The following is a 20,273-nucleotide window of genomic DNA, read 5'->3' as shown; positions in this document are numbered from 1 at the left end:
GAGGCTTGCCCGCGAAGGCGTCGTGTCAGTCGGCATTGATGTTGCCTGACATATCGCCTTCGCGGGCAAGCCTCGCTCCTACAAGGGTATACGTTGTTATGTGTTGTTAAGCGTGGACCATTCGGGCGCGCATCACGTCGTATACCCAGTGGTAGACGTAGGTGTACGGCAGGAAAAACAGCAACACGCCGATGTCCAGCAGGAACGCCTGCCACAGGCTGATGTTCAGCCACCAGGCAATCAGCGGTACGCCAAGGGCCACCAGGCCACCTTCGAACAACAACGCATGCACCACGCGGACCCAGGCGTTATGCGCAATGGCGAAGCGCTTGAGCACCCGGTCGAACATGCCGTTGAACACCACGTTCCAGGCCAGAGCCAGTGCGGCAATTACGAGGGTGACGACGCCCATTTCCAGCATCGGTTTGTCCATGATCCAGGCCAGCATTGGGGTACAGATCAGGATGGCCAGCAGTTCGAAACCAACGGCCTGGAAAATACGTTCAGTGATGGATTTGTTGGTGCTCATGACGTGACTCCTTGATTGCCTATGTAAGCGAGTGTGGTTGCCATGGTCCAACATCACACCGATACTTCATAACCAATAACCATCGATCAAGGCGATAGTTCATGGCTTCCCAGGAAGTGCTCCAGGCGTTTGTCCAAGCCGCGACGCAGGGCTCGTTTTCCGCCGCGGCGCGCAAGTTGGGCCGCAGCCAGTCAACCATCAGCGCGGCAGTGGCCAGTCTGGAAATCGATCTGAACCTGACGCTGTTTGACCGCAGCAGCCGCAAACCCGCTCTTACCCCGGCCGGGCATGTGATGTTGCAGCGGGCCGAAGATATCCTGGCCGCCACCAGCCGCCTGGAAATGACTGCCAGTCAACTGTCCCAAGGGGTCGAGGCGAAGCTGACCGTGGCGCTGTCCGACACCTACCAGTCCGACCGTTTCGAAGCGTCACTCAGCGCTTTCGAGCAGCGCTATCCGGACCTGGAATTAGAATGTCTGATCGCTGAATGCGACGATCTGGTGGCGCTGGTGCAAAGCGGCCGGGCGCAGGTTGCCTTCGCCGAAATGCAGGACAGTTACCCGCCGGACCTGGTCAATTCGACGGTGGATGAGCGCACGGAAATCGCCCTGTTCGTGTCGCCCCGGCATCCCCTGGCCACGCTGACACACATCGATCAGGACGTACTGCAACAACACCGCGAATTGCGCCTGGCGACCATCGTCAATCCGTATGAGAGCCGAGCGAAGGGCCGCGTCTGGTCGGCGCCCAGTTATTTGATGCTGCTGGAAATGGCCCAGGGCGGATTCGGCTGGGCGCCGTTACCGCGCTGGCTGGTGGAGCGCTTTGGTCCGGGATCGTTGCAGGAACTGCAAGTGCGCGGCTGGCCGAAAACCGTGTATGTGGATGCGCTGTGGTCGCGCCTGAATCCGCCGGGGCCGGCGGGGAGTTGGTTGTTGGGCAAGATGCTGGAATAGTTGTGTCAGGTCGGGCGCCTTCGCGGGCAAGCCTCGCTCCTACAGGATATGCACAGAACCTGTAGGAGCGAGGCTTGCCCGCGAAGGCGCCCGTAAGATCCAATCACTCCAAAGCCTTGATCCGAGCCTCGATAAACCGCTGCTCCGGCTCTTGCTGCGTCAATTCCAGCGCCCGCTCATACGCAGCTCGCGCTTGCTCCACCCTTCCCAACTGCCGACAAAAATCCGCCCGCGCCGAATGCGCCAGGTGGTAATCCAGCAGGTCCCGCGATCCAGAATCGCCTCGACCAGCGTCAACCCCGCCAACGGACCATCGCGTTTCGACATTGCCGCCGCCCGGTTCAACTCGATCACCGGCGACGGCACGGCTTGCAGCAATACGTCGTACAGCCCGACGATCTGGGCCCAATCGGTTTCATCCACCGACGGCGCTTCGGCATGCACTGCCGCAATCGCCGCTTGCAGGCAATACGGGCCGAATCGTCGAGTGGCCAGTGCCCGCTTCACCAACGCACAGCCTTCGGCAATCATCTCGCGGTCCCACAACCTTCGGTCCTGCTCATCCAGCAAGATCAATTCGCCGTTCGTGGAGGTTCTGGCCACACGTCGCGACTCGTGCAACAGCATCAGTGCCAGCAGGCCCATGACTTCCGGCTCCGGCAGCAATTCCATCAGCAAACGTCCGAGGCGAATCGCTTCACGCGTCAACTCCTCGCGGGTCACCAGCGCGCCGATGGACGCCGAGTAGCCTTCATTGAACACCAGGTAAATCACCCGCAGCACGCTGTCGAGGCGTTCGGGCAACTCCGCCAGGGACGGCACTTGATAAGGGATTTTTGCATCGCGGATTTTCGCCTTGGCGCGCACGATGCGCTGGGCGATGGTGGCCGGCGCCGAGAGAAAGGCCCGGGCGATTTCTTCGGTGGTCAAGTCGCAGACTTCTCGCAGGGTCAACGGCACCTGGGCGTCCGCCGCCAATGCCGGGTGACAACAGGTGAAGATCAGGCGCAAGCGATCGTCTTCCACGTCTTCGTCACTCCAGTCGGCCTGTTCCAGCGCTTCCAGCTGCGCGATCAACAACGGTCGTGAAGCGGCGAAGCGGGCGCGCCGCCGCAACACGTCGATCGCCTTGAAGCGCCCGGTAGATACCAGCCAGGTCCGCGGGTTGTCCGGCACACCGTCCTGCTGCCAGCGCTCCACCGCGACGAAAAACGCCTCATGCAAGGCCTCTTCGGCGAGGTCGAAATCGCCGAGCAGGCGGATCAGCGTCGCAAGGATGCGCCGCGACTCTTCGCGATAGACCTGCTCGACCCGCGCCTGCGCCGTCACTGGCATTTCAAGGATTCAACTGACGAACGGGGCGCACTTCGACACAGCCGACCCGTGCCGCCGGAATGTCCCCGGCGAGCTGGATGGCTTCGTTCAGATCCTTGGCATCGATCAGGTAGAAGCCGGCCAATTGCTCCTTGGTTTCAGCAAACGGGCCGTCGGTGATCGACAGCTTGCCGTTGCGCATGCGCACGGTGGTGGCAGTCTGCACCGATTCCAGCGCCTCGGCGGCGACCATTCGGCCACTGCCCTGGACCGACTCGGCGTACGCCATGCACTCCTCGTCGTTCGGGCTCTCCGGCAGCGAATGCAGCAGGTGCTCATCGCTGTAGACCAGACATAAATATTTCATCGCGCTCTCCTGATCGGACGGATCAACTATGGACGCACATTGGCATTTGTGAAGACACCCTTAGTCGTCTGGCGATCCGGCAAATCGACAGACCAAATAAAAATAATCCAAACGGCCATACTCGTTAGAATCCGAGGCTCATTCATGTTGGAAAAAGGACACTCCATTGACAGCCCGACTCGTGCCTTACGAAAGCCTGAACGCGCGCCAGCGCCAGCAGGTCGAGACCATAGAAGTTCATCCGGATCAAATCAGGTTCTCCGGGGACATTCACGGTGCACTGCACACTTTGCTGTCCAGACCCGGCCCCGGCGTAAAAGGATTTGCCCTGCTGGCCGACGATATTCCCGTGGCGTTCCTGCTGCTTAAACGCCCGCCTGTGTTGCCCGCCTGGGCTGACGAGCACAGCGCCACATTACATGCTTTGCAAGTCGACCAGCGTTCTCAAGGCAAAGGCCACGGCAAGGCCTGCCTGCAAGCCTTGCCCGAAGCGGCGCGTCTGGCCTGGCCGGAAATCAGGGGTTGGAGTTGTCGGTGGATGCGGACAATGAAGCGGCGATTGCGCTGTATGCCAAGTATGGATTTGTCGACAGTGGCGAGGCTTACAAAGGACGGATCGGCTATGAACGGCGGATGGCACTGATCTTTTAAGCTGCCCCCACTCCTACAGGGGGACTGTGTTGGGCTTAGAGTTTGAGCACCATCTCATGCCACGCCATCCCGCCATGGTCTGACGCCGATGGCTTGATGTAGGCAAAACCAAACCCGGCGTACAGCGGAATATGCCGTTCCTTGCACATCAGGTTGATGCTGACCTTGTTCAATGCGCGCATGCGTTCGATGAATTCACCCATCAGGCGCTTCGCCAGGCCCTGCCCTTGGTAATCCGGATGCACCACCACCGACATGATCACCACGTGCGGGCCGGCCGGGTCGTGGCCGATCAATTCCTTGAACGCCTCGTCCGACATTTCCACCTCGAACGCCGCGCCGGAATTGATGAAACCGGCGACCACAGCGTCCACTTGCGCCACGATAAAACCCTCGGGCCAGGTGGCAATGCGGGTGGCAATTTTCTCGCGGGTCGCGGCTTCGTCACCTTCATAGGCAACGGTTTCGATGGCGTAGCAGCGGTCCAGATCAGCAGGCGTGACGTTGCGGATGACGGTGTTCATGGCAGCTCGGAATCGGCGGAAAAAAGGTGGGGATCTTAAATCAGCAGCGGCGCGACATCGAGAGGCGAATGGACCGGTCCGCCTCTCGACGCACGTCTCATGCTTTGATCGGCACCCAGATTTCCAGTTTTCCGGTATTGAGGTTCGGGTTGAAGTCTTCGCTGTAGCGCTCCAGCTCCGGCGCATCCAGCACCTCATGCCCGGACTGCGGCTGCCAGGTACCGAAGATGTACTGAAACAGCTGTGGCAAGGTGCTCAACGGCCTTTGTGCTCGAACACCGCGTACCGTTGAGGCTGAACCTCTACCCAACGGTACTGTTCCGGCAAGTCGTCGAGTTTGCTGATTTCCACTCCGGCGATGTAATCGAAACCGCCCTTGCCGTCGAAATTGGAACATACGCCGTAGGTCACTTCGCCTTTCTGGCCCGGAACATTGCCGATGTGGGGAATGAATTTATCCCAGAGTGCCGGAATGTCTTGGGTGGTTTGCTGGGTAAAACGTCCGCCAAGCCCTGCTATCAGCAGGAAGTGTCCGTGTTCGAAGCGTGGTTCCGTCACTTCAACGCGTTTTTGCACATCCATGGCTCGACTCCTGAAACGAAAAGTGGGTTCGGCTGAAAGTATAGAGGCCAAACCCGATTCGCCAAATCACAGGGCGTGCAATTGCTCGACGGCAGCGGCACCGACAAACTCGTTATAGCCCGATAGGATCACGTACACCGCGAAATAGCAGAAGATCGCCGCCGATGCCATGTAGGAATAACGCAGCAGTTTGTCGCCGAGCAACTTGCCGCCGTGGCTCGCGGCAAAGCACAGGCCTGCGGACCACAACAGCCCGGCGCAGAGAAATCCGCCGAGGAACAGTGCCGAGCTGAGCGGGCCACCTCCGCCGGAACGGGCGATCAGCGTGCCGCCCACGGCAGCAAACCAGAGGATGGCACTGGGCGACGACATCGCGAGGAAGATCCCGCGAAAAAATTCTTTGCGATGGGAGTTGTGGCCCACTTCGGCGGTCTCGGCCAACAGCGCCTCATGGTGGATCGCCGAATAAATCATCTTCGCCGCGAAGTACACCAGCAGCGCCGAACCGCCGATCCACAACACCCAGCGCACGGTTTCGTATTGCAGCAAAACGGTCATGCCGGCCAGCGCCAGCACCGCGTAGATCAGGTCGCCGACGCAGGTACCCAAGCCCAGGGCGAAGCCTTGAAAGTAGCCGCGCTGCATCGCCAAGGTGATCATTGCGATGTTGGCCACGCCGATGTCCAGGCACAGCGAAAGGCTCAGCAAGAAGCCACTGGTAAATTCCATCGACCCAATTCCTTCGCAAATATTTGTTTACATGGAGGCTGGACAGTCTGCCACAGCTGCCCGTACATTCCGCCACAGGTCACCGCAGTGACCAGCGTCGCTCGGACGGTTCCGGGCGCTTACGTAATCCGAGGCACCCTTCAATGGCCGAACAAGGTTCGCCGCGCCGCTTTGCGCGCATAGATCGACTCCCCCCTTACGTTTTCAATATCACTGCCGAGCTGAAGATGGCCGCCCGTCGTCGTGGCGAAGACATCATCGACTTGAGCATGGGCAATCCCGACGGCGCCACCCCGCCGCACATCGTCGAAAAACTGGTCACCGTTGCTCAGCGCGAAGACACCCATGGCTACTCGACGTCCAAGGGCATTCCGCGTCTGCGCCGGGCGATTTCCAACTGGTACAAGAATCGTTACGAGGTCGACATCGACCCGGAAAGCGAAGCCATTGTCACCATCGGTTCCAAGGAAGGCCTGGCGCATTTGATGCTGGCGACCCTCGACCAGGGCGACACCGTACTGGTGCCGAACCCGAGCTACCCGATTCACATCTACGGCGCCGTAATTGCTGGCGCCCAGGTGCGTTCGGTGCCGCTGATTCCGGGCGTGGATTTCTTCGCCGAACTGGAGCGGGCAATTCGTGGCTCGATCCCGAAACCGAAAATGATGATCCTCGGTTTCCCGTCCAACCCCACCGCGCAGTGCGTGGAGCTGGATTTCTTCGAACGGGTGATCGCCCTCGCCAAGCAGTACGACGTGTTGGTGGTACATGATCTGGCCTACGCCGACATCGTCTACGACGGCTGGAAAGCCCCGTCGATCATGCAGGTACCCGGCGCCAAGGACATCGCGGTGGAGTTTTTCACCCTGTCCAAGAGCTACAACATGGCGGGGTGGCGTATCGGTTTCATGGTCGGCAACCCGGAGTTGGTCAACGCCCTGGCGCGGATCAAGAGCTACCACGACTACGGCACCTTCACCCCGCTGCAAGTCGCGGCGATTGCAGCGCTCGAAGGCGATCAGCAATGCGTGCTCGACATCGCCGAACAGTATCGGCAGCGGCGCAACGTGCTGGTCAAAGGCCTGCATGAGCTGGGCTGGATGGTGGAAAACCCGAAAGCTTCGATGTACGTCTGGGCCAAGATTCCCGAGGCTTATGCGCATCTGGGGTCGCTGGAGTTCGCCAAAAAACTGCTGGCCGAGGCAAAGGTCTGCGTCTCGCCGGGCGTGGGTTTTGGTGAGTACGGCGATGATCATGTGCGCTTCGCCCTGATCGAAAACCAGGACCGGATTCGTCAGGCCGTACGCGGGATTCGCGGGATGTTCCGGGCGGATGGGCTCGTCAGCAAATCCTGACGCCTGACACATAACAACTGTGGGAGCGGGCTTGCTCGCGAGAGCGGACTTACATTCAATATTTACTCTGAATGTTATGACCCCTTCGCGAGCAAGCCCGCTCCCACATGTGATTTGTGGTGCACTCGACGGAACCTGGTAGTTCTGTCAGTTCCCGACCCTGGAACAACATGAAATGCTGGAGGCCTTTATTGACGTTTCGTCAAACAAAGGCCCTGCCATGTCCACATCAAAACCTGCCAATCACTCATCCCGCATCTTGTTGTTAGCCAGCGACAGCAAAAACACTGTGCTCGCCGAAATGGCTGGCAGCATTCACCGAATCGCATACTCCCCCTATGGTCAGCAGTCCTCACGACAGGAGGTTATGACGCGCCTGGGGTTCAATGGCGAACTGCGCGAGGCGAGACTTGATTGGTATTTTTTGGGGAAGGGTTACCGCGTCTATAACCCGCGAGTGATGCGGTTTCATAGTCCGGACGGCATGAGTCCGTTTGGTGAAGGTGGGCTGAATGGGTATGCGTACTGTGGTTGTGAACCCGTGATGAATGTGGACCCGACGGGACGGAGCTTTTGGAGCAAATTACTCAAGGTCTGGAATTTTTTTGATTTGTCCAATTCGTCAAGTGGACCACAATTAAACGCACTGCCCCCTCAACCCAGCTCAGGGAAAGGAGGAATTTTGGGTGCCATGGGTGCTGCTATGGGAAACAGTCGAAGAACTGACCCCAAAGCAATTAATAAAAAGCCGTTAGGACAATCCCGCAAACAAACCTCTGCGTTCCCGATTCAGCAAAGCAGCAACAACGCCGTCAAGAAGAGTGTCCAATGGGCTTCGGATGTAAAGAACCCGGCAACCTCGACGAATGTCACGATATCAACCGCTGCGCAAAGCAGGCCCCTGTCTCGCAGTCCATCCAGTAACAGCGTCTCCAGCCATTCCAGCTCGGGTTCCACTCCCAGCACGGTCAGTACTGTTTCAAATCTCAGCACATACAGCCAAGATTCGGGTTATGCGAGCTCTTCTGGGGGCTCCATCAGAAGTAATGCTTCCGCCGACCAACGAATCCAGGCGCGTCTTAATGCCCTGAGGCAAAACTAACGCCTTACGCACAAACCTGTAGGAGCTGGCTTGCCAGCGAAGAGGGCCTGACATTCAACGTTGATGTTGACTCTCAAGCCGCTTTCGCTGGCAAGCCAGCTCCTACATTTTGGTTTGCGTTGTATTTAAACGAACAACGACAACAACAGAATAAAGCCCAACCCCACCACCGACAGAATCGTCTCCATCGCGGTCCAGGTCTTGAACGTCTCCGCCACGGTCATGTTGAAGTACTGCTTCACCAGCCAGAAACCAGCGTCGTTAACGTGGGACAGGATCAAGGAACCAGCCCCGGTCGCCAATACCAGCAGCTCACGGTTAACCCCGGGCATCATCCCCACCACCGGCACCACAATGCCCGCGCCAGTAATGGTCGCTACGGTCGCGGAACCTGTGGCGATACGGATCACCGCCGCCACCAGCCAGGCCAGCAGGATCGGCGAGATTTGCGCGGCCACCGCCATGTGGCCGATCACGTCACCCACACCACTGGTCACCAGCATCTGCTTGAAGCCACCACCGGCGCCGATGATCAGGATGATCGCGGCGGTCGGCGCGAGGCTCGCATCCAGCCATTTGAGAATCTGTTGGGAACCGATGCCCTGCTTGTAGCCGAAGGTGTACAGCGACAGCAGCAACGCGATCAGCAGTGCCGAGATCGGGTGACCGATCAGGTCCATGAAGGTGCGGAAATAGTTACCGTCCGGCAGCACTACATCGGCAAAGGTCTTGAGCAGCATCAGGAACACCGGCGACAGCACGGTGATCAAGGTGATGCCGAAGCTCGGCAGATCGGCCGAATCCGTCTCGCGCGCCAGTTGATCCACCAGTTCCTGATTCGGGTGACCGGGAATGTATTTGGAAATGAAGGTGCCGTAGATCGGGCCGGCGATGATGGCTGTCGGCAGCGCCACGATCAGACCGTACAGAATGGTTTTACCGATGTCGGCACCGAACACGCCGATGGCCAGCAGCGGGCCCGGGTGCGGTGGCACCAGACCGTGCACGGCAGACAGACCGGCCAGCAGCGGGATACCGATCTTGATGATCGACACGCCGGTACGCCGGGCGACGATGAACACCAGCGGGATCAGCAGCACGAAACCGATTTCGAAAAACAGCGGGATACCCACCAGGAAGGCGGCGAACATCATTGCCCACTGCACTTTCTCTTTGCCGAAGGCGCGGATCAGGGTCTGGGCGATCTGATCCGCCCCGCCCGACTCGGCCATCATTTTGCCGAGCATGGTGCCCAGCGCCAGGATGATGCCAACGAAACCGAGCACGCCACCAAAGCCGTCCTGGAACGCCTTGATCACGGTGCCGATTGGCATGCCGGAAGTCAGCCCGAGGAAAGCTGCGGCGATGATCAGGGCGATAAAGGGGTGGAACTTGAACTTGGTGATCAGGACGATAAGCCCGATCACCGTGACTACTGCATCGAGCAGCAGGAACGTCTCGTGGGACATGCCAAACATTAGGGGTGTCTCCTGGTTGTTGTTGTTATTAAAGCGGGTAATTCGAAAGCCATAAGGACAGCGCTATCTCTGCAAGCAAAAATTAACCGGCGCGTTTCAGGCCGTGCTCGAGCCACCAGTGGTGTGCCTGAACGGCCAGCTGATCGACGCTGTGGGTCGACGCATCGAGGGCCAGGGTCAACGGCTCGCCGACGGGGGATTCGAGAGTGGCGAACTGGCTGTCGATCAGAGTCGATGGCATGAAGTGGCCGGGGCGATGAGAAACACGGTCGGCGGCAACTTCGGGGGTCAGCTCAAGGAACACGAAGCCCAGGCCCGGCAAGGCACTGCGCAGACGCTCGCGGTAAATGAGTTTGAGGGCCGAGCAGGTCAGCACCGGGCGCTGGCCCAGGGCGTCGATGCGGCGCAGTTCATCGCACAGGCTGTCGAGCCAGCCGGCACGGTCTTCATCGTTCAGGGGGATACCTGCGCTCATCTTTTCGATATTGGCGGCAGGGTGGAAAGAGTCGCCTTCAATGGCAGTGGCGCCGCTGAGCTGGCACAGGTCTTCGCTGACGCACGTCTTACCGCAACCGGCAACGCCCATGATGACCAGGGCGGTGATGGGATTGTTCATGTAACACCTCAGTGCGCAGACAGCGCTACCTTTGCCAGTTATGACACTAGACCAAAAGTAGAAGTTGCCGACGCCTTCTTGTCATTTTTGTGGGTTGCAGCATGCTCGTTCTCAATGCCAAAAAAACGCCAAAAAGCGAGGATCAGGCGAACCCCCGCTCAAGCATTTGCAGCTGCATCGAGACAGCGCTACCTTAGTGCCTTGAATTTTGTTTGGCAAGCCGTCGATGACCTCAACCAAGAACGATAAAAATACGCGCACCACTGGCCGCCCTACCCTGAACGAAGTCGCGCGCCTGGCCGGCGTCAGCCCGATTACCGCGTCCCGAGCCCTGCGCGGCGTGAGCACGGTGGCTACCGAACTGGTGGAAAAAGTGCAGAACGCGGCGCTTGAACTCAACTATGTGGTTAATTCCGCCGCTCGCGCCCTGGCTTCGGCACAGAGTCATTCGGTGGTGGTTTTGGTGCCGTCACTGTCCAACCTTTTGTTCATCGACACCCTGGAAGCCATTCATCAGGTTTTGCGCCCCAAGGGCTTCGAAGTGCTGATCGGCAACTTCCACTATTCCCGCGACGAAGAAGAAAACCTGCTGCGCAACTACATGGCCTATCAGCCGCGAGGCTTGCTGCTCACCGGTTTCGACCGCACCGAAAGTTCGCGGCGGATGATCGAAGCGAGCAACATTCCCTGCGTGTACATGATGGAACTGGACAGTGCCGCCGGCCTTAATTGCGTCGGTTTTTCGCAACTGGCCGCCGGCGAAACGGCGGCTGAACATTTGCTGTCCCGCGGCCGCAAGCGACTGGCTTACATTGGCGCGCAACTTGACCAACGTACATTGCTGCGTGGCGAAGGTTACCGTCGCGCACTGCAGAAGGCCGGTCTGTATGACCCGGCGCTGGAAGTGCTGACGCCACGTCCGTCTTCCGTCGGCCTGGGCGGCGAGTTGTTCCTGCAGATGATCGCCAGTCATCCCGATGTCGATGCGATCTTCTTCGGCAACGACGACCTGGCCCAGGGTGCATTGCTCGAAGCCATGCGCTGCGGCATCAAGATCCCCGAGCAGGTGGCGATTCTCGGTTTCAACGACCTGCCAGCGTCAGCTCACATGGTTCCGCGACTGAGCAGCATCAGCACCCCGCGCGAAGCCATCGGCCGCCGAGCGGCGGAGCAGATGCTGACGCTGATGGCCGGCAACACCGTGGCCAAACCGGTGCAGGACATGGGGTTTGAGTTGAAGGTTCGCGAGAGTACCTGACCGGTCGCTCACTGTAGGAGCCGGCTTGCTGGCGAAGGCGGTGTGCCAGCCTCCACCCATGTCGATTGATCCGCCGCCTTCGCCAGCAAGCCGGCTCCTACAGGCTTGATGTGAGACGTTGGCAGGCACACTATGATTTCCAGACGCCTTGATTCGCTGACGGAGTAGCAACATGGACCATGCACTGAAGATTCTCGGTAAAGCCTCGTCGATCAACGTCAGAAAAGTCCTGTGGACCTGCGAGGAACTGGGCCTGTCCTACGAGCGTGAGGATTGGGGCAGCGGATTTGCCTCGACCCATAGCCCCGAGTTCCTGCGGTTCAATCCCAACGCGCAGGTTCCGGTGATCATTGATGAGAACGGGGCGCTGTGGGAATCCAACACCATCTGCCGCTACCTGGCCGGCAAACACCACCATCATCACAACGAGCTGCTGCCCTCCGAACCGGCCGCTCGCGCCCGGGTGGAGCAGTGGATGGATTGGCAGGCCACCGAACTCAATCCGTCCTGGAGCTACGCGTTCATGGCGCTGGTTCGCAAGGATCCCGAGTTCCAGGATCCGCATCGCCTGGACGTCGGCGTGCGTGGCTGGAACCAGAAAATGGCCATCCTCGAGCATCAACTCACGACCACCAAGGCATTTGTTGCCGGGGAGAAATTTACCTTGGCCGATATTGTCATCGGCCTGTCGGTCAATCGCTGGCTGATGACGCCGATAGAGCGCCCCGACTTCCCTGCCGTCGATGAATATTTCAAGCGTCTGGCACCACGACCCGGTTTTCTCAAACATTGCTGTAACGGCCTGCCTTGAACCACCCGGCGCTGCAACGTTTGCCGTTCGTCGGCAACCGTTCGCCTCTATTGCGCTCTAACTTTGTGTTCAGGACAAAAACGGTTCAGCTCCGAAAAGGGTCACCCTGTAGGGCGATTACTGGGCAAATAAGATAAACATGGGTGAAAACGCGACACTGATCATTCGGTCGTTATATTCAGCCAGTCGACTTTGAGAATAGATTTCAGTCCAGGCGCCCGTGACGCTGACCTGGTCGGGAATGCTGAAGGGACAACAGCCCTTACCCAAGCCAACCTCCTTGAGGTTGCTCATCATTATGTTGCCCTTCGCACCAGGCCCATCCACGCCGAAAATTTTCACGGTGTGGACCTTGTTGTGGTGCTGCCATGAGGAGACATGACCGTTCATGCCAAAGTCGGACAGGTTGACCGGGCGACTGGACGGGGTGCTGCGCAGCGACAGTTTTCTGCCCGTGTAATCCCAGGCATCCCAGACACAAAAATAGCCGTAATCACAGGAGCTATCAGACTGCCCCGACGCGCCGGGCACCGGGAAGGTCAGCACAATGGCATCGATGGCGTATGCCACTTGAGTGGCGCTGACTTGCTGACCGCCCGATTTCCGATTGAGCTGCCGGTCAATCTGCCGTTGCACTTCGGCTTTTTGTTCGGCAGTCATGACGGGCTCAAACAACGTATAGGGACTAGGCGGGATAGACACATGCCTGGCAGAGAAAAACAGAGCGCCGATGCCGACACACACCGCCACTAATCCAGCAGACCATTGGGCGTTCATGTAAAAAACTCCGTTCACTGTACGCACTGAACAAATCCAGCGAGAGCAGGGAACAGAGTTCATTCATCACTATTTTTTGTCTACTGTCATAAATAACAGTGTCGACAGTCGGCGTCGTTTACGTAACGCCTCGCAAATGCATCGGTTCACAAACCTGCAGTGACCCGATTAGCCACCTCCCCCGGCACCCATCCCTTCCACACCTGCGGCCGCTCACGCAAAAACGCTTCGGCCACTTCGCGAGGTTTTTGCCGTTTTTCGCTCATCTGCCCCAGAGTCTGGTTCAACAGATCGATCGGCAGGTCGACTTTTTCGAAGAACGCCACCAGGTCCGGATACTGCGCCTTGAACGGTGCGGACACGCCGATCGCCAGGCTGGCCGGCATCGAACGGGTGCCTTTGGGGTTCGGGTTGTTGGCGTCGGCCAGGGTTTTCCAGGCTTCGGCGTCGAACGCCGGTTCGTCGAGTTTTACCAATTTGAAACGGCCCAACAGCGGCGTCGGCGACCAGTAGTAGAACAGCACCGGCTTGCCACGACGGATCGACGACGCCACTTCGGCGTCCAGCGCTGCACCGGAACCGGTGCGGAAGTTTACGAAGCTTTGCGTAAGGTCGTAGGCCTTGAGTTTCTGGCTGTTGACGATCTCCGAGGTCCAGCCGGTGGGGCTGTTGAGAAAGCGACCACGGCTCGGGTCTTCGGGGTCGCGGAACACGTCTTTGTACTTCGCCAGGTCAGCCACGGATTTCAGCTCCGGCGCCAGGGGTTTGATGCCGCGTTCCGGATCGCCCTTGATCACGTATTCCGGTACCCACCAACCTTCGGTGGCACCTTTTACCGTATCGCCCAGGCCAAACACCTTGCCTTCCCCCGCAGCTTTGACCCACGCCGGACTGCGCCCGGCCCACTCTTCACCGATCACCTGAATATCGTTTTTGGCCAGCGCCGCCTCGAGGCTGACGGTGCTGCCGGGCAAGGTATCGGTCGGGTAGCCATAACCTTTTTCGACAATCAGGCGCAGGATCTCGGTGATCAGGCTGCCGCTTTCCCAGGTGATGTCGCCGAAGTGGATGGGCGCGGCTTTTTCTGCCGCCGGTGCCTGGTTGGCAATCAGGCTCAGGGCCAGCAGCGAACTGCCGAGCAGGGTTTTGATCGATCTCATGCGGACCTCTTGTTCTGTAGGTGACGGTTCAGGAACTGATTGGCGCTATGCCGGGCGCACAAGGCCTCGGAGCGGGTCATGTAGACGCTGACCGAACGCAGGGAAATGCCCAGCTCGGCAGCGATTTGCGGGTAAGTCAGACCGTCGACCCGCGACAGCAGAAAGGTCGCCCTGACCTTGCCGGGCAGGCGCGCCAGTGTGCGGTCGAGGCCATGCAGTGCCTGAGTCAGTTGCGCCAACTCTTCGGGCGACGGTGCTGAAGGTTGATCAACCTGTTGCAGCTCATCGAGGTGCCGGCGCTCCAGATCGCGACGGCGCCACAGTTGAAAGATCAGGCGACGGGCAATGGTGGTGAGCAAGGCACGAGGCTCGCGGATCGACACCGGCGGCGGTGCTTCGAGCAATTGCACGAAGGCTTCGGCGGCGATGTCTTCGACACTGCAAGCGGCTCCCAGGTACTGGCGCAAGCGGGCGCACAGCCAGGGGTAATGGGCGCGGAACAATCCACCCACGTCATTGCGATGGGAAACGTCGGTGCCGGACATAGAGGCTCCAAGGGTTAGGGGTCGCTGAATGTCCGGTCTTCCGGTGATGCGATCCTAGCAAGGAGCCTTATTCATTAATAATATTTAAAATTCATTTTTATATTCTTTTATGAAATATAAATTAGTGTCGTTCGGTAGATCGCTTTCGCGGGCAAGCCTCGCTCCTACAGGCGCTGTGTGAATTATCAATCATGTGATCGACACAGCACCTGTAGGAGCGAGGCTTGCCCGCGAATGGTCTTCAGTCAACGAATGTGTCCGAACCCCATGGCATCGGCTTCTTGTTGATAGTCGAGAATGATTTGATAGTCGCTTTCACTGGCTGGCAACACTTCTCGCAAACCAAGAACCTCAGCCACCTCCGGCAGCTCGCCCAACGTCAGGTTCATCACTCGCCGAATGTCTTCAGCCTGCTCATCACTCACACTCGCCGCAGTGATATACGGCAAGGTCGGACTGAAGGCACTGCGAGCGACAACTCGTAAACCAGCCACTTCTGCCTCGGCATAACGAGCCAGATACGCGTAGGTCACACTGTCGATGGCCGACAGGTCGGCAATGTCTTCGCGCAACCAGCGCAGGCTTTCGCGGTGGCTGCCGCTGACATCGACCCGGGCAAAGAATTGCCCGTCCTGATGCAGCGGCGCCAGTCGATGACGCAGCAGGTTCATGCCGCTGTTGGAGTCTTCCCCATTGATCACACCACGGCTGCCGTGAAAGTCCGGCAGGGTTCGCCGTGGATCGTCGGCGCGGCTCAACAGCAGGCTGCAATGGTTGCCGCCGCTGCTGTCCGGCAATTCATAGCGCGCACGCCCCAGGATCCGGACCTGGCCGCGCAGCGCGGTCATCAGCGGATAGCCGCAGGTTTGCGTCAGCAGTAAGTGCGGGGATAGCCAAAGGTCCATCAGTGTCAGGCCTTCGGCGTTGCGGCGGGTGGCCCCCAGTCGCTCAAGGATAAGCGCCAGCCAGCGCTCGTTGGCCAGGCGGATGGGTTCGGGGGCGATGTACATCAGTAATTCGGCGATGTGTTGTGTCATCAAAAAACCTCGTACAACGAAGATCAAATGTGGGAGCGGGCTTGCTCGCGAAGACGGTTTAACATCCAACATCTATGTTGACTGACACTCCGCTTTCGCGAGCAAGCCGAATCGCCGCACCACCGCTCCCACAGGGTTTACTGGTGGCCAGACTAATGAAACGGATGCCGCGGACTGTCAATCGCCCTCACCCCATGCTCCCGCCACAACTGCCCATAACCCTGCACCACAAACCCGCCGCTGCGGGCCAGCCATTGCTCGCGACGCTGGCGATAAGCGCGTGGCAAGTCGTACCAGGGCAGCCCCGGCAAGTCGTGATGTACAAGGTGCAGATTGAGGTTGAGGAACAACCAGCGCCAGGGCCACGCCGCTTCGTTGAGCACGGTCCGCTGCTCAGGTAGCCCGTGCGGGCGGTGTTCATAGTAGGAGCGAATCATCGCGATCGACAGCGCCGGCACACTGATCAGCAACAGGTAATGCCACACCGGCAGCACACTGTAGCGCGCGATGAACAGCAGCATCAGCAGGGTCAGCGCGCCATGGCTGAGCCACATCAGCCAGGCCTGTCGCTCACCGGCCTTGAGTCGTTGCAGTTCTTCCCGAGCCAACCCCAGCAAGGCCAGCGGCGCACCGATGACGAAGCGCCCGAGCACGGTTTTATTCAGCCAGTGCAGGCCTTGCTCGAACAGCGAACTGCCATGCCATTGCGCGATGCTCAAATAGCGACTTTCCGGGTCGCGACCGGGGATGGTCAGGTCTTCGTCGCGGTGATGCAGCAAATGGCTGTCGCGATACAGCGTGTAGGGATACCACACGGCGAACGGCGCGTAGCCGAGGACTTTGTTCAGCGCAGGCCAGCGGGTCGGATGACCGTGTAGCAACTCGTGCTGCACCGACAACCAGAGCACCACCACGGGGATCAACAACAGGGTGCTCCACCACAAGCCCAATGTATGGCTGTTCAAAACAATGGCGAACCAGGCGCTGTAGACGCCGATCAACAGCAGCCAGGTCGGCCACTCGGTGCGGGCGGTCAGGCGTTGGCGCAGGGTTTCGATTTCTTTTCGGTGGGCGTCATCGAAATAATGGGGCATGGCGTTGCTCGGATCGGGGACCAGTCCCCTTCTGTGCAACGGCGTCAGGATTTCTTGCAGATTATTTTCAGATGATCGCTCCCATGCTCTGCATGGAAGCGATCGGTCAGCGCGGGATCAATGTCCGAACACATTCACCTTTTGGCCTTTTTGTCGGCGCGTTTTTCAATGGCGGTTTTCGCTGGTTTTTTCTTCAGCTCTTTTTTTGATTCCATACCTTTAGACATGATGCGTACTCCACTCGCGAGGGATGTGAGATCAGGTATACACCTATCCTGGCGTGCGCGTTGTTTTATAATCGTGCGCTTGCCCTCAACAGTTTAGCCCTATGCACAGTACTCGTTACATCCGACTCGATGAGCCACTGTGGCCATTGGTGAACAAGTTTTATCGCACCCACCAATCGTCGATGAAAGCGGTGCGCGACGCACAACTGTGGGTCGCACGACGTGACGAGATCATCGCGGCGCTTTGCTTGCGCCCGGTATCAGGCGGACATTGGCTGACCGGGTTGTTTGTCGATCCGGCTTGTCGCGAACAGGGTGTCGCCGCCGCGTTGATTGCTGAAGCGGTCAAGGAGCATGAGCTTCCGGTCTGGCTGTTCTGCCATCCGGACCTGCGCGAGTTTTATGAGCGCCGCGGCTTTGCCTTTGATCCATCGATGCCCTACGCCATGGTCGAGCGTCTGAACCGTTACGCGCGCAGCAAACCGATGATCGCCATGGGCTTAGACCCCTTGGTTAGAACTACCTTCGATAATGTGTGATCGGCCCAAGGATGGTGCGTGCAAGCCTCGCTGTCGACTTCTACTTCGGCAGCGGTGCAGCGCTAAATAACACCGATTCCTACAATGGTTTTATGGTGTTTTTCAGTCGTCAGCGTTGGGATCAAGATCCGGGAACATCACTTCGGTAAACCCGAACTTGCTGAAGTCGCTGATGCGCGACGGATACAAGCGGCCGATCAGGTGATCGCATTCGTGCTGCACCACCCGCGCATGGAAACCTGAGGCAATGCGTACAACCGGTTCGCCCTTGGGATCAAAACCCTCGTAGCGGATCTGCTGATAACGATCCACCGCGCCGCGCAAGCCGGGCACCGACAGGCATCCTTCGAAGCCCTCTTCCATGATCGGGCTCAACGGCGTGATCAACGGGTTGATCAGAATCGTCTGCGGCACGGCTTCCGCGTCCGGGTAACGCTCGCTGTGCTCAAAACCAAAGATCACCAGTTGCAGATCGACACCGATCTGCGGCGCTGCCAGGCCAACTCCGCCGACGCTTTCCATAGTCTGGAACATGTCGTCGATCAGTTGCCACAACTCGGGGCTGTCGAACATTTCGGCCGGCACGGGCGGGGCAATGCGCAGCAGGCGCTCATCGCCCATTTTCAGAATTTCACGGATCATTTGATGACTTCGTCAGTGGGTGGCTTCACCGAGTGATCCCGGCCCAGCCCGGAAACGTGGTGTTTCTCTTCATAGACGGGACCGTGCTCGCCGGGGACCTTCTCGCCGGGGTCTTTGCCTTCGCGGGACATGTGCTCAATCACCGCATTCATCTCGGCACCGAGCAGCAGCACCGCGGCGGAAATGTAGAAGTACAAAAGCAGCACGATGATCGCACCGATACTGCCATACATGGCGTTGTAGTTGGCGAATTCCTTGACGTACAGACCGAAACCCACGGAGGCGAGGATCCACACCACCACCGCCAGCACCGAACCCGGTGTGATGAAGCGAAATTCCTGTTTGACGTCGGGCATGACGTAATAGATCAGCGCCACGGCGACCATCAGCAAAATCACGATCACCGGCCACCGCGCGATGGTCCACAGCGTAACGATGAAGTATTCGAGGCCGACTTGCGCAGCGATCCAGCTCATCACCTGCGGCCCGAGCACCATCAGCGCAGCGGCAACCAACAGCATGCCTGCAATGCCTACGGTGTAGATGATCGACAGCGGAAAGCGCTTCCACGCCGGACGGCCTTCGACCACATCATAAGCTGCGTTCATTGCGCTCATCATCAGCCGCACGCCGGCAGAGGCCGTCCACAGGGCAATCACGATACCCACCGACAACAGGCCACCCTTGGATTGCTGGAGCTGGTCGATCACCGGGTTCACCTGTTCCAGCGCCTGGGGCGGCAGTACCAGTTCCGATTGCAGGCGCAGCCAGGAGAAGAAATCCGGCAGGTGCAAGAAACCGATCAGGGCGATAAGGAACAGGATGAAGGGAAACAGCGAAAACAGCATTTGATAGGCCAGCGCCGAGGCATAGGTCGACATCTCGTCGTCAACGAACTCGGTGACCGTGCGCATCATCACACGGTGCAAGGGCAGGCCTCTCATGTCCGGGAAAATCATTAGCGTCTCCTTGCGCCGCAAAATGGGGTTGAAATCATGGCGACTCAGGGGCCGTTTTCTTACATCAAAGTAGCCTACCTGGCGACTTTGAAACAATTTCGTCGCTCAAGTTCAGGCTGACACAAAAACGGCCATCCGAGGATGGCCGTTCCTGATACTCGTCAAAGGCCGAATCAAGCCTTGTCGACACCTTTCTTGATTGCATCTTTTGCCTTGCCGACCGCTTGTTGTGCTTCGCCTTTCTTTTCCTGCACTACGCCTTCGGCGCGCATTTTGTCACTACCGGTAGCTTTGCCAATGCCTTGCTTGACATTGCCAGCGGCTTCGTTGGCCATGCCTTTTACTTTATCGCCAGTGCTGCTCATGGTGTTTCTCCTGTGAACAAATCAATGAGAAAAGTCGTTACACAAAGATTGACCGGAGGCGTTTGCCGGGAGTTTCATTTATTTTCACCACGACATTTTATCGTTCAGCGCAGGTTGGGCTTTATGTTTCCCCGGCAACCCCCGAGAATGCGCAACGTATCGGCGCTATGACGCTGAAGATCCAATCCCCGCAGGAATGTTATGAAACTCGATAAAAAGCAGGCCATTGCCCGCAGAAACCAGGAACTTGGCGGTGCTGTGCTTGGCGTCAACAACTGCCATTTCGCCGAATTGAACCGCAACCGCAACATCTGGTGGTTTGACCTCCCGGTGGCGCGCCTGGCCATTGGTCAGTACGAGTGGATTCACCTGCTGATGCACACCCCGGATACCGACGAACTGCTGCACTTGAAAGTGCCAACGGTATTCCTGCGTGAGAAACTCGAAGGCCTGGTGGTGCGTAACCAGGGCAAGCGCAAGGCCGCCCTGAGTCTGGAACTGAGCGCCGACAAGGACTCATACTTACAGGACATGCGCCCGGCGGGCACCAACGTCAACTTCGCGCCGTTTCGCCAATAACCACCATTCCCACACTGATCGTTCCCACGCTCTGCGTGGGAATGCCGCCCCGGACGCTCTGCGTCCGATTCTGGGAC

At 58.5% G+C, this 20,273-nt stretch carries 21 protein-coding genes and 3 pseudogenes; 8 read left to right on the top strand and 16 right to left on the bottom strand.

The features are described 5' to 3' along the window. Nucleotides 1-106: 106 nt before the first annotated feature. On the bottom strand, nt 107-529 hold the full coding sequence (locus tag CES87_RS07425; RefSeq protein ID WP_128605612.1) for a multidrug/biocide efflux PACE transporter: 423 nt from the start codon (nt 527-529) through the stop codon (nt 107-109). Between the two features lie 101 nt (nt 530-630). On the opposite strand from CES87_RS07425, the gene CES87_RS07420 reads away from it, so the two are divergent. After that, on the top strand, nt 631-1,485 hold the full coding sequence (locus CES87_RS07420; RefSeq protein WP_128605611.1) for a LysR family transcriptional regulator: 855 nt from the start codon (nt 631-633) through the stop codon (nt 1,483-1,485). A gap of 103 nt (nt 1,486-1,588) precedes the next feature. On the opposite strand, the pseudogene CES87_RS07415 reads toward CES87_RS07420, so the two are convergent. Next, nucleotides 1,589-2,820: pseudogene (locus CES87_RS07415) on the bottom strand (RNA polymerase sigma factor). 1 nt (nt 2,821) lies between these two features. Beyond that, nucleotides 2,822-3,166, bottom strand: a complete 345-nt coding sequence (locus CES87_RS07410; RefSeq protein WP_128605610.1) for a YciI family protein — start codon at nt 3,164-3,166, stop codon at nt 2,822-2,824. 166 nt (nt 3,167-3,332) lie between these two features. Between CES87_RS07410 and CES87_RS07405 the strand changes: the two are divergent. Beyond that, nucleotides 3,333-3,817: pseudogene (locus CES87_RS07405) on the top strand (GNAT family N-acetyltransferase). Between the two features lie 35 nt (nt 3,818-3,852). Here the strand turns inward: CES87_RS07405 and CES87_RS07400 are convergent. From CES87_RS07400 to CES87_RS07390, 3 genes and pseudogenes are all read right to left on the bottom strand, one after another. Further along, the gene (locus CES87_RS07400; RefSeq protein WP_128605609.1) at nt 3,853-4,341 is read right to left on the bottom strand and encodes a GNAT family N-acetyltransferase; all 489 of its coding nucleotides are present in this window, start codon (nt 4,339-4,341) and stop codon (nt 3,853-3,855) included. Between the two features lie 97 nt (nt 4,342-4,438). Continuing rightward, nucleotides 4,439-4,923, bottom strand: a pseudogene (locus CES87_RS07395) (GyrI-like domain-containing protein). Between the two features lie 66 nt (nt 4,924-4,989). Next, nucleotides 4,990-5,652: a LysE family translocator gene (locus CES87_RS07390; protein ID WP_128605608.1), complete on the bottom strand. Its 663-nt coding sequence runs from the start codon at nt 5,650-5,652 to the stop codon at nt 4,990-4,992. Between the two features lie 143 nt (nt 5,653-5,795). Between CES87_RS07390 and alaC the strand changes: the two genes are divergently transcribed. Together alaC and CES87_RS07380 are read left to right on the top strand one after the other, a co-directional pair. Next, the gene (gene alaC / locus CES87_RS07385; protein WP_128605607.1) at nt 5,796-7,007 is read left to right on the top strand and encodes an alanine transaminase; all 1,212 of its coding nucleotides are present in this window, start codon (nt 5,796-5,798) and stop codon (nt 7,005-7,007) included. A gap of 175 nt (nt 7,008-7,182) precedes the next feature. Further along, a complete protein-coding gene (locus CES87_RS07380) occupies nt 7,183-8,109 on the top strand; it encodes an RHS repeat-associated core domain-containing protein (RefSeq protein ID WP_128605606.1) in 927 nt (308 codons plus the stop codon). Between the two features lie 125 nt (nt 8,110-8,234). On the opposite strand, the gene CES87_RS07375 is transcribed toward CES87_RS07380, so the two are convergent. Continuing rightward, complete coding sequence (locus CES87_RS07375; RefSeq protein WP_128605605.1) at nt 8,235-9,587, bottom strand: GntP family permease; 1,353 nt, start codon at nt 9,585-9,587, stop codon at nt 8,235-8,237. 82 nt (nt 9,588-9,669) lie between these two features. Continuing rightward, nucleotides 9,670-10,203 (bottom strand): gluconokinase, encoded by a 534-nt coding sequence (locus CES87_RS07370; RefSeq protein ID WP_128605604.1) that lies wholly within the window; start codon nt 10,201-10,203, stop codon nt 9,670-9,672. Nucleotides 10,204-10,429: 226 nt separating this feature from the next. Between CES87_RS07370 and CES87_RS07365 the strand changes: the two genes are divergently transcribed. Beyond that, on the top strand, nt 10,430-11,461 hold the full coding sequence (locus tag CES87_RS07365) for a LacI family DNA-binding transcriptional regulator (protein WP_128605603.1): 1,032 nt from the start codon (nt 10,430-10,432) through the stop codon (nt 11,459-11,461). A 172-nt stretch (nt 11,462-11,633) separates the two neighbouring features. Continuing rightward, nucleotides 11,634-12,272, top strand: a complete 639-nt coding sequence (locus CES87_RS07360) for a glutathione S-transferase family protein (RefSeq protein ID WP_128605602.1) — start codon at nt 11,634-11,636, stop codon at nt 12,270-12,272. Between the two features lie 117 nt (nt 12,273-12,389). Here CES87_RS07360 and CES87_RS07355 read toward each other — a convergent pair whose 3' ends face one another. The 5 genes from CES87_RS07355 to CES87_RS07330 form a co-directional block, all read right to left on the bottom strand. Beyond that, nucleotides 12,390-13,049, bottom strand: coding sequence for a peptidase inhibitor family I36 protein (locus tag CES87_RS07355; protein WP_128605601.1), 660 nt, complete (start codon nt 13,047-13,049; stop codon nt 12,390-12,392). Between the two features lie 146 nt (nt 13,050-13,195). Continuing rightward, nucleotides 13,196-14,209 (bottom strand): ABC transporter substrate-binding protein, encoded by a 1,014-nt coding sequence (locus CES87_RS07350; protein ID WP_128605600.1) that lies wholly within the window; start codon nt 14,207-14,209, stop codon nt 13,196-13,198. Next, nucleotides 14,206-14,754, bottom strand: a complete 549-nt coding sequence (locus tag CES87_RS07345) for a sigma-70 family RNA polymerase sigma factor (RefSeq protein ID WP_128605599.1) — start codon at nt 14,752-14,754, stop codon at nt 14,206-14,208. The genes CES87_RS07350 and CES87_RS07345 overlap by 4 nt, the downstream gene beginning before the upstream one ends. 245 nt (nt 14,755-14,999) lie before the next feature. Further along, entirely contained in the window at nt 15,000-15,791 is a 792-nt protein-coding gene (locus CES87_RS07340) for a phosphate/phosphite/phosphonate ABC transporter substrate-binding protein (RefSeq protein ID WP_128605598.1), read from the bottom strand. Nucleotides 15,792-15,943: 152 nt separating this feature from the next. Beyond that, nucleotides 15,944-16,885 carry a fatty acid desaturase gene (locus CES87_RS07330; RefSeq protein ID WP_128605597.1) on the bottom strand — a complete coding sequence of 314 codons (942 nt, stop codon included), beginning with the start codon at nt 16,883-16,885 and terminating at the stop codon, nt 15,944-15,946. Nucleotides 16,886-17,213: 328 nt separating this feature from the next. Here CES87_RS07330 and CES87_RS07325 point away from each other — a divergent pair, with 328 nt between their 5' ends. Further along, complete coding sequence (locus CES87_RS07325) at nt 17,214-17,651, top strand: GNAT family N-acetyltransferase (protein ID WP_128605596.1); 438 nt, start codon at nt 17,214-17,216, stop codon at nt 17,649-17,651. Between the two features lie 102 nt (nt 17,652-17,753). Here the strand turns inward: CES87_RS07325 and def are convergent, their stop codons facing one another. The 3 genes from def to CES87_RS07310 all read right to left on the bottom strand — a co-directional run bounded on the left by def (nt 17,754) and on the right by CES87_RS07310 (nt 19,617). Continuing rightward, nucleotides 17,754-18,293, bottom strand: coding sequence for a peptide deformylase (def, locus tag CES87_RS07320; RefSeq protein WP_128605595.1), 540 nt, complete (start codon nt 18,291-18,293; stop codon nt 17,754-17,756). Continuing rightward, nucleotides 18,290-19,252 carry a YihY/virulence factor BrkB family protein gene (locus CES87_RS07315; RefSeq protein WP_128605594.1) on the bottom strand — a complete coding sequence of 321 codons (963 nt, stop codon included), beginning with the start codon at nt 19,250-19,252 and terminating at the stop codon, nt 18,290-18,292. The genes def and CES87_RS07315 overlap by 4 nt, the downstream gene beginning before the upstream one ends. A 173-nt stretch (nt 19,253-19,425) precedes the next feature. Continuing rightward, the gene (locus tag CES87_RS07310) at nt 19,426-19,617 is read right to left on the bottom strand and encodes a CsbD family protein (RefSeq protein ID WP_128605593.1); all 192 of its coding nucleotides are present in this window, start codon (nt 19,615-19,617) and stop codon (nt 19,426-19,428) included. A 201-nt stretch (nt 19,618-19,818) separates the two neighbouring features. Here CES87_RS07310 and CES87_RS07305 point away from each other — a divergent pair, with 201 nt between their 5' ends. After that, entirely contained in the window at nt 19,819-20,196 is a 378-nt protein-coding gene (locus tag CES87_RS07305; protein WP_008032995.1) for a hypothetical protein, read from the top strand. The last annotated feature ends 77 nt before the right edge of the window (nt 20,197-20,273 follow it).

The organism is Pseudomonas sp. ERMR1:02 (assembly GCF_002277815.1).
Lineage (GTDB): Bacteria > Pseudomonadota > Gammaproteobacteria > Pseudomonadales > Pseudomonadaceae > Aquipseudomonas.
Note: the sequence above shows the minus strand (reverse complement) of the source record. Positions and strands in the feature narration are given on the sequence as shown.

Coding starts and splice junctions, on each gene's coding strand:
- CES87_RS07375 (WP_128605605.1), bottom strand. CDS start 9,587: ATGTTTGGCATGTCCCACGAGACGTTCCTGCTGCTCGATGCAGTAGTC.
- CES87_RS07380 (WP_128605606.1), top strand. CDS start 7,183: ATGCTGGAGGCCTTTATTGACGTTTCGTCAAACAAAGGCCCTGCCATG.
- CES87_RS07360 (WP_128605602.1), top strand. CDS start 11,634: ATGGACCATGCACTGAAGATTCTCGGTAAAGCCTCGTCGATCAACGTC.
- CES87_RS07370 (WP_128605604.1), bottom strand. CDS start 10,203: ATGAACAATCCCATCACCGCCCTGGTCATCATGGGCGTTGCCGGTTGC.
- CES87_RS07305 (WP_008032995.1), top strand. CDS start 19,819: ATGAAACTCGATAAAAAGCAGGCCATTGCCCGCAGAAACCAGGAACTT.
- CES87_RS07410 (WP_128605610.1), bottom strand. CDS start 3,166: ATGAAATATTTATGTCTGGTCTACAGCGATGAGCACCTGCTGCATTCG.
- CES87_RS07325 (WP_128605596.1), top strand. CDS start 17,214: ATGCACAGTACTCGTTACATCCGACTCGATGAGCCACTGTGGCCATTG.
- CES87_RS07330 (WP_128605597.1), bottom strand. CDS start 16,885: ATGCCCCATTATTTCGATGACGCCCACCGAAAAGAAATCGAAACCCTG.
- CES87_RS07425 (WP_128605612.1), bottom strand. CDS start 529: ATGAGCACCAACAAATCCATCACTGAACGTATTTTCCAGGCCGTTGGT.
- CES87_RS07355 (WP_128605601.1), bottom strand. CDS start 13,049: ATGAACGCCCAATGGTCTGCTGGATTAGTGGCGGTGTGTGTCGGCATC.
- CES87_RS07420 (WP_128605611.1), top strand. CDS start 631: ATGGCTTCCCAGGAAGTGCTCCAGGCGTTTGTCCAAGCCGCGACGCAG.
- def (WP_128605595.1), bottom strand. CDS start 18,293: ATGATCCGTGAAATTCTGAAAATGGGCGATGAGCGCCTGCTGCGCATT.
- CES87_RS07400 (WP_128605609.1), bottom strand. CDS start 4,341: ATGAACACCGTCATCCGCAACGTCACGCCTGCTGATCTGGACCGCTGC.
- CES87_RS07310 (WP_128605593.1), bottom strand. CDS start 19,617: ATGAGCAGCACTGGCGATAAAGTAAAAGGCATGGCCAACGAAGCCGCT.
- CES87_RS07315 (WP_128605594.1), bottom strand. CDS start 19,252: ATGATTTTCCCGGACATGAGAGGCCTGCCCTTGCACCGTGTGATGATG.
- CES87_RS07340 (WP_128605598.1), bottom strand. CDS start 15,791: ATGACACAACACATCGCCGAATTACTGATGTACATCGCCCCCGAACCC.
- CES87_RS07350 (WP_128605600.1), bottom strand. CDS start 14,209: ATGAGATCGATCAAAACCCTGCTCGGCAGTTCGCTGCTGGCCCTGAGC.
- CES87_RS07390 (WP_128605608.1), bottom strand. CDS start 5,652: ATGGAATTTACCAGTGGCTTCTTGCTGAGCCTTTCGCTGTGCCTGGAC.
- CES87_RS07365 (WP_128605603.1), top strand. CDS start 10,430: ATGACCTCAACCAAGAACGATAAAAATACGCGCACCACTGGCCGCCCT.
- CES87_RS07345 (WP_128605599.1), bottom strand. CDS start 14,754: ATGTCCGGCACCGACGTTTCCCATCGCAATGACGTGGGTGGATTGTTC.
- alaC (WP_128605607.1), top strand. CDS start 5,796: ATGGCCGAACAAGGTTCGCCGCGCCGCTTTGCGCGCATAGATCGACTC.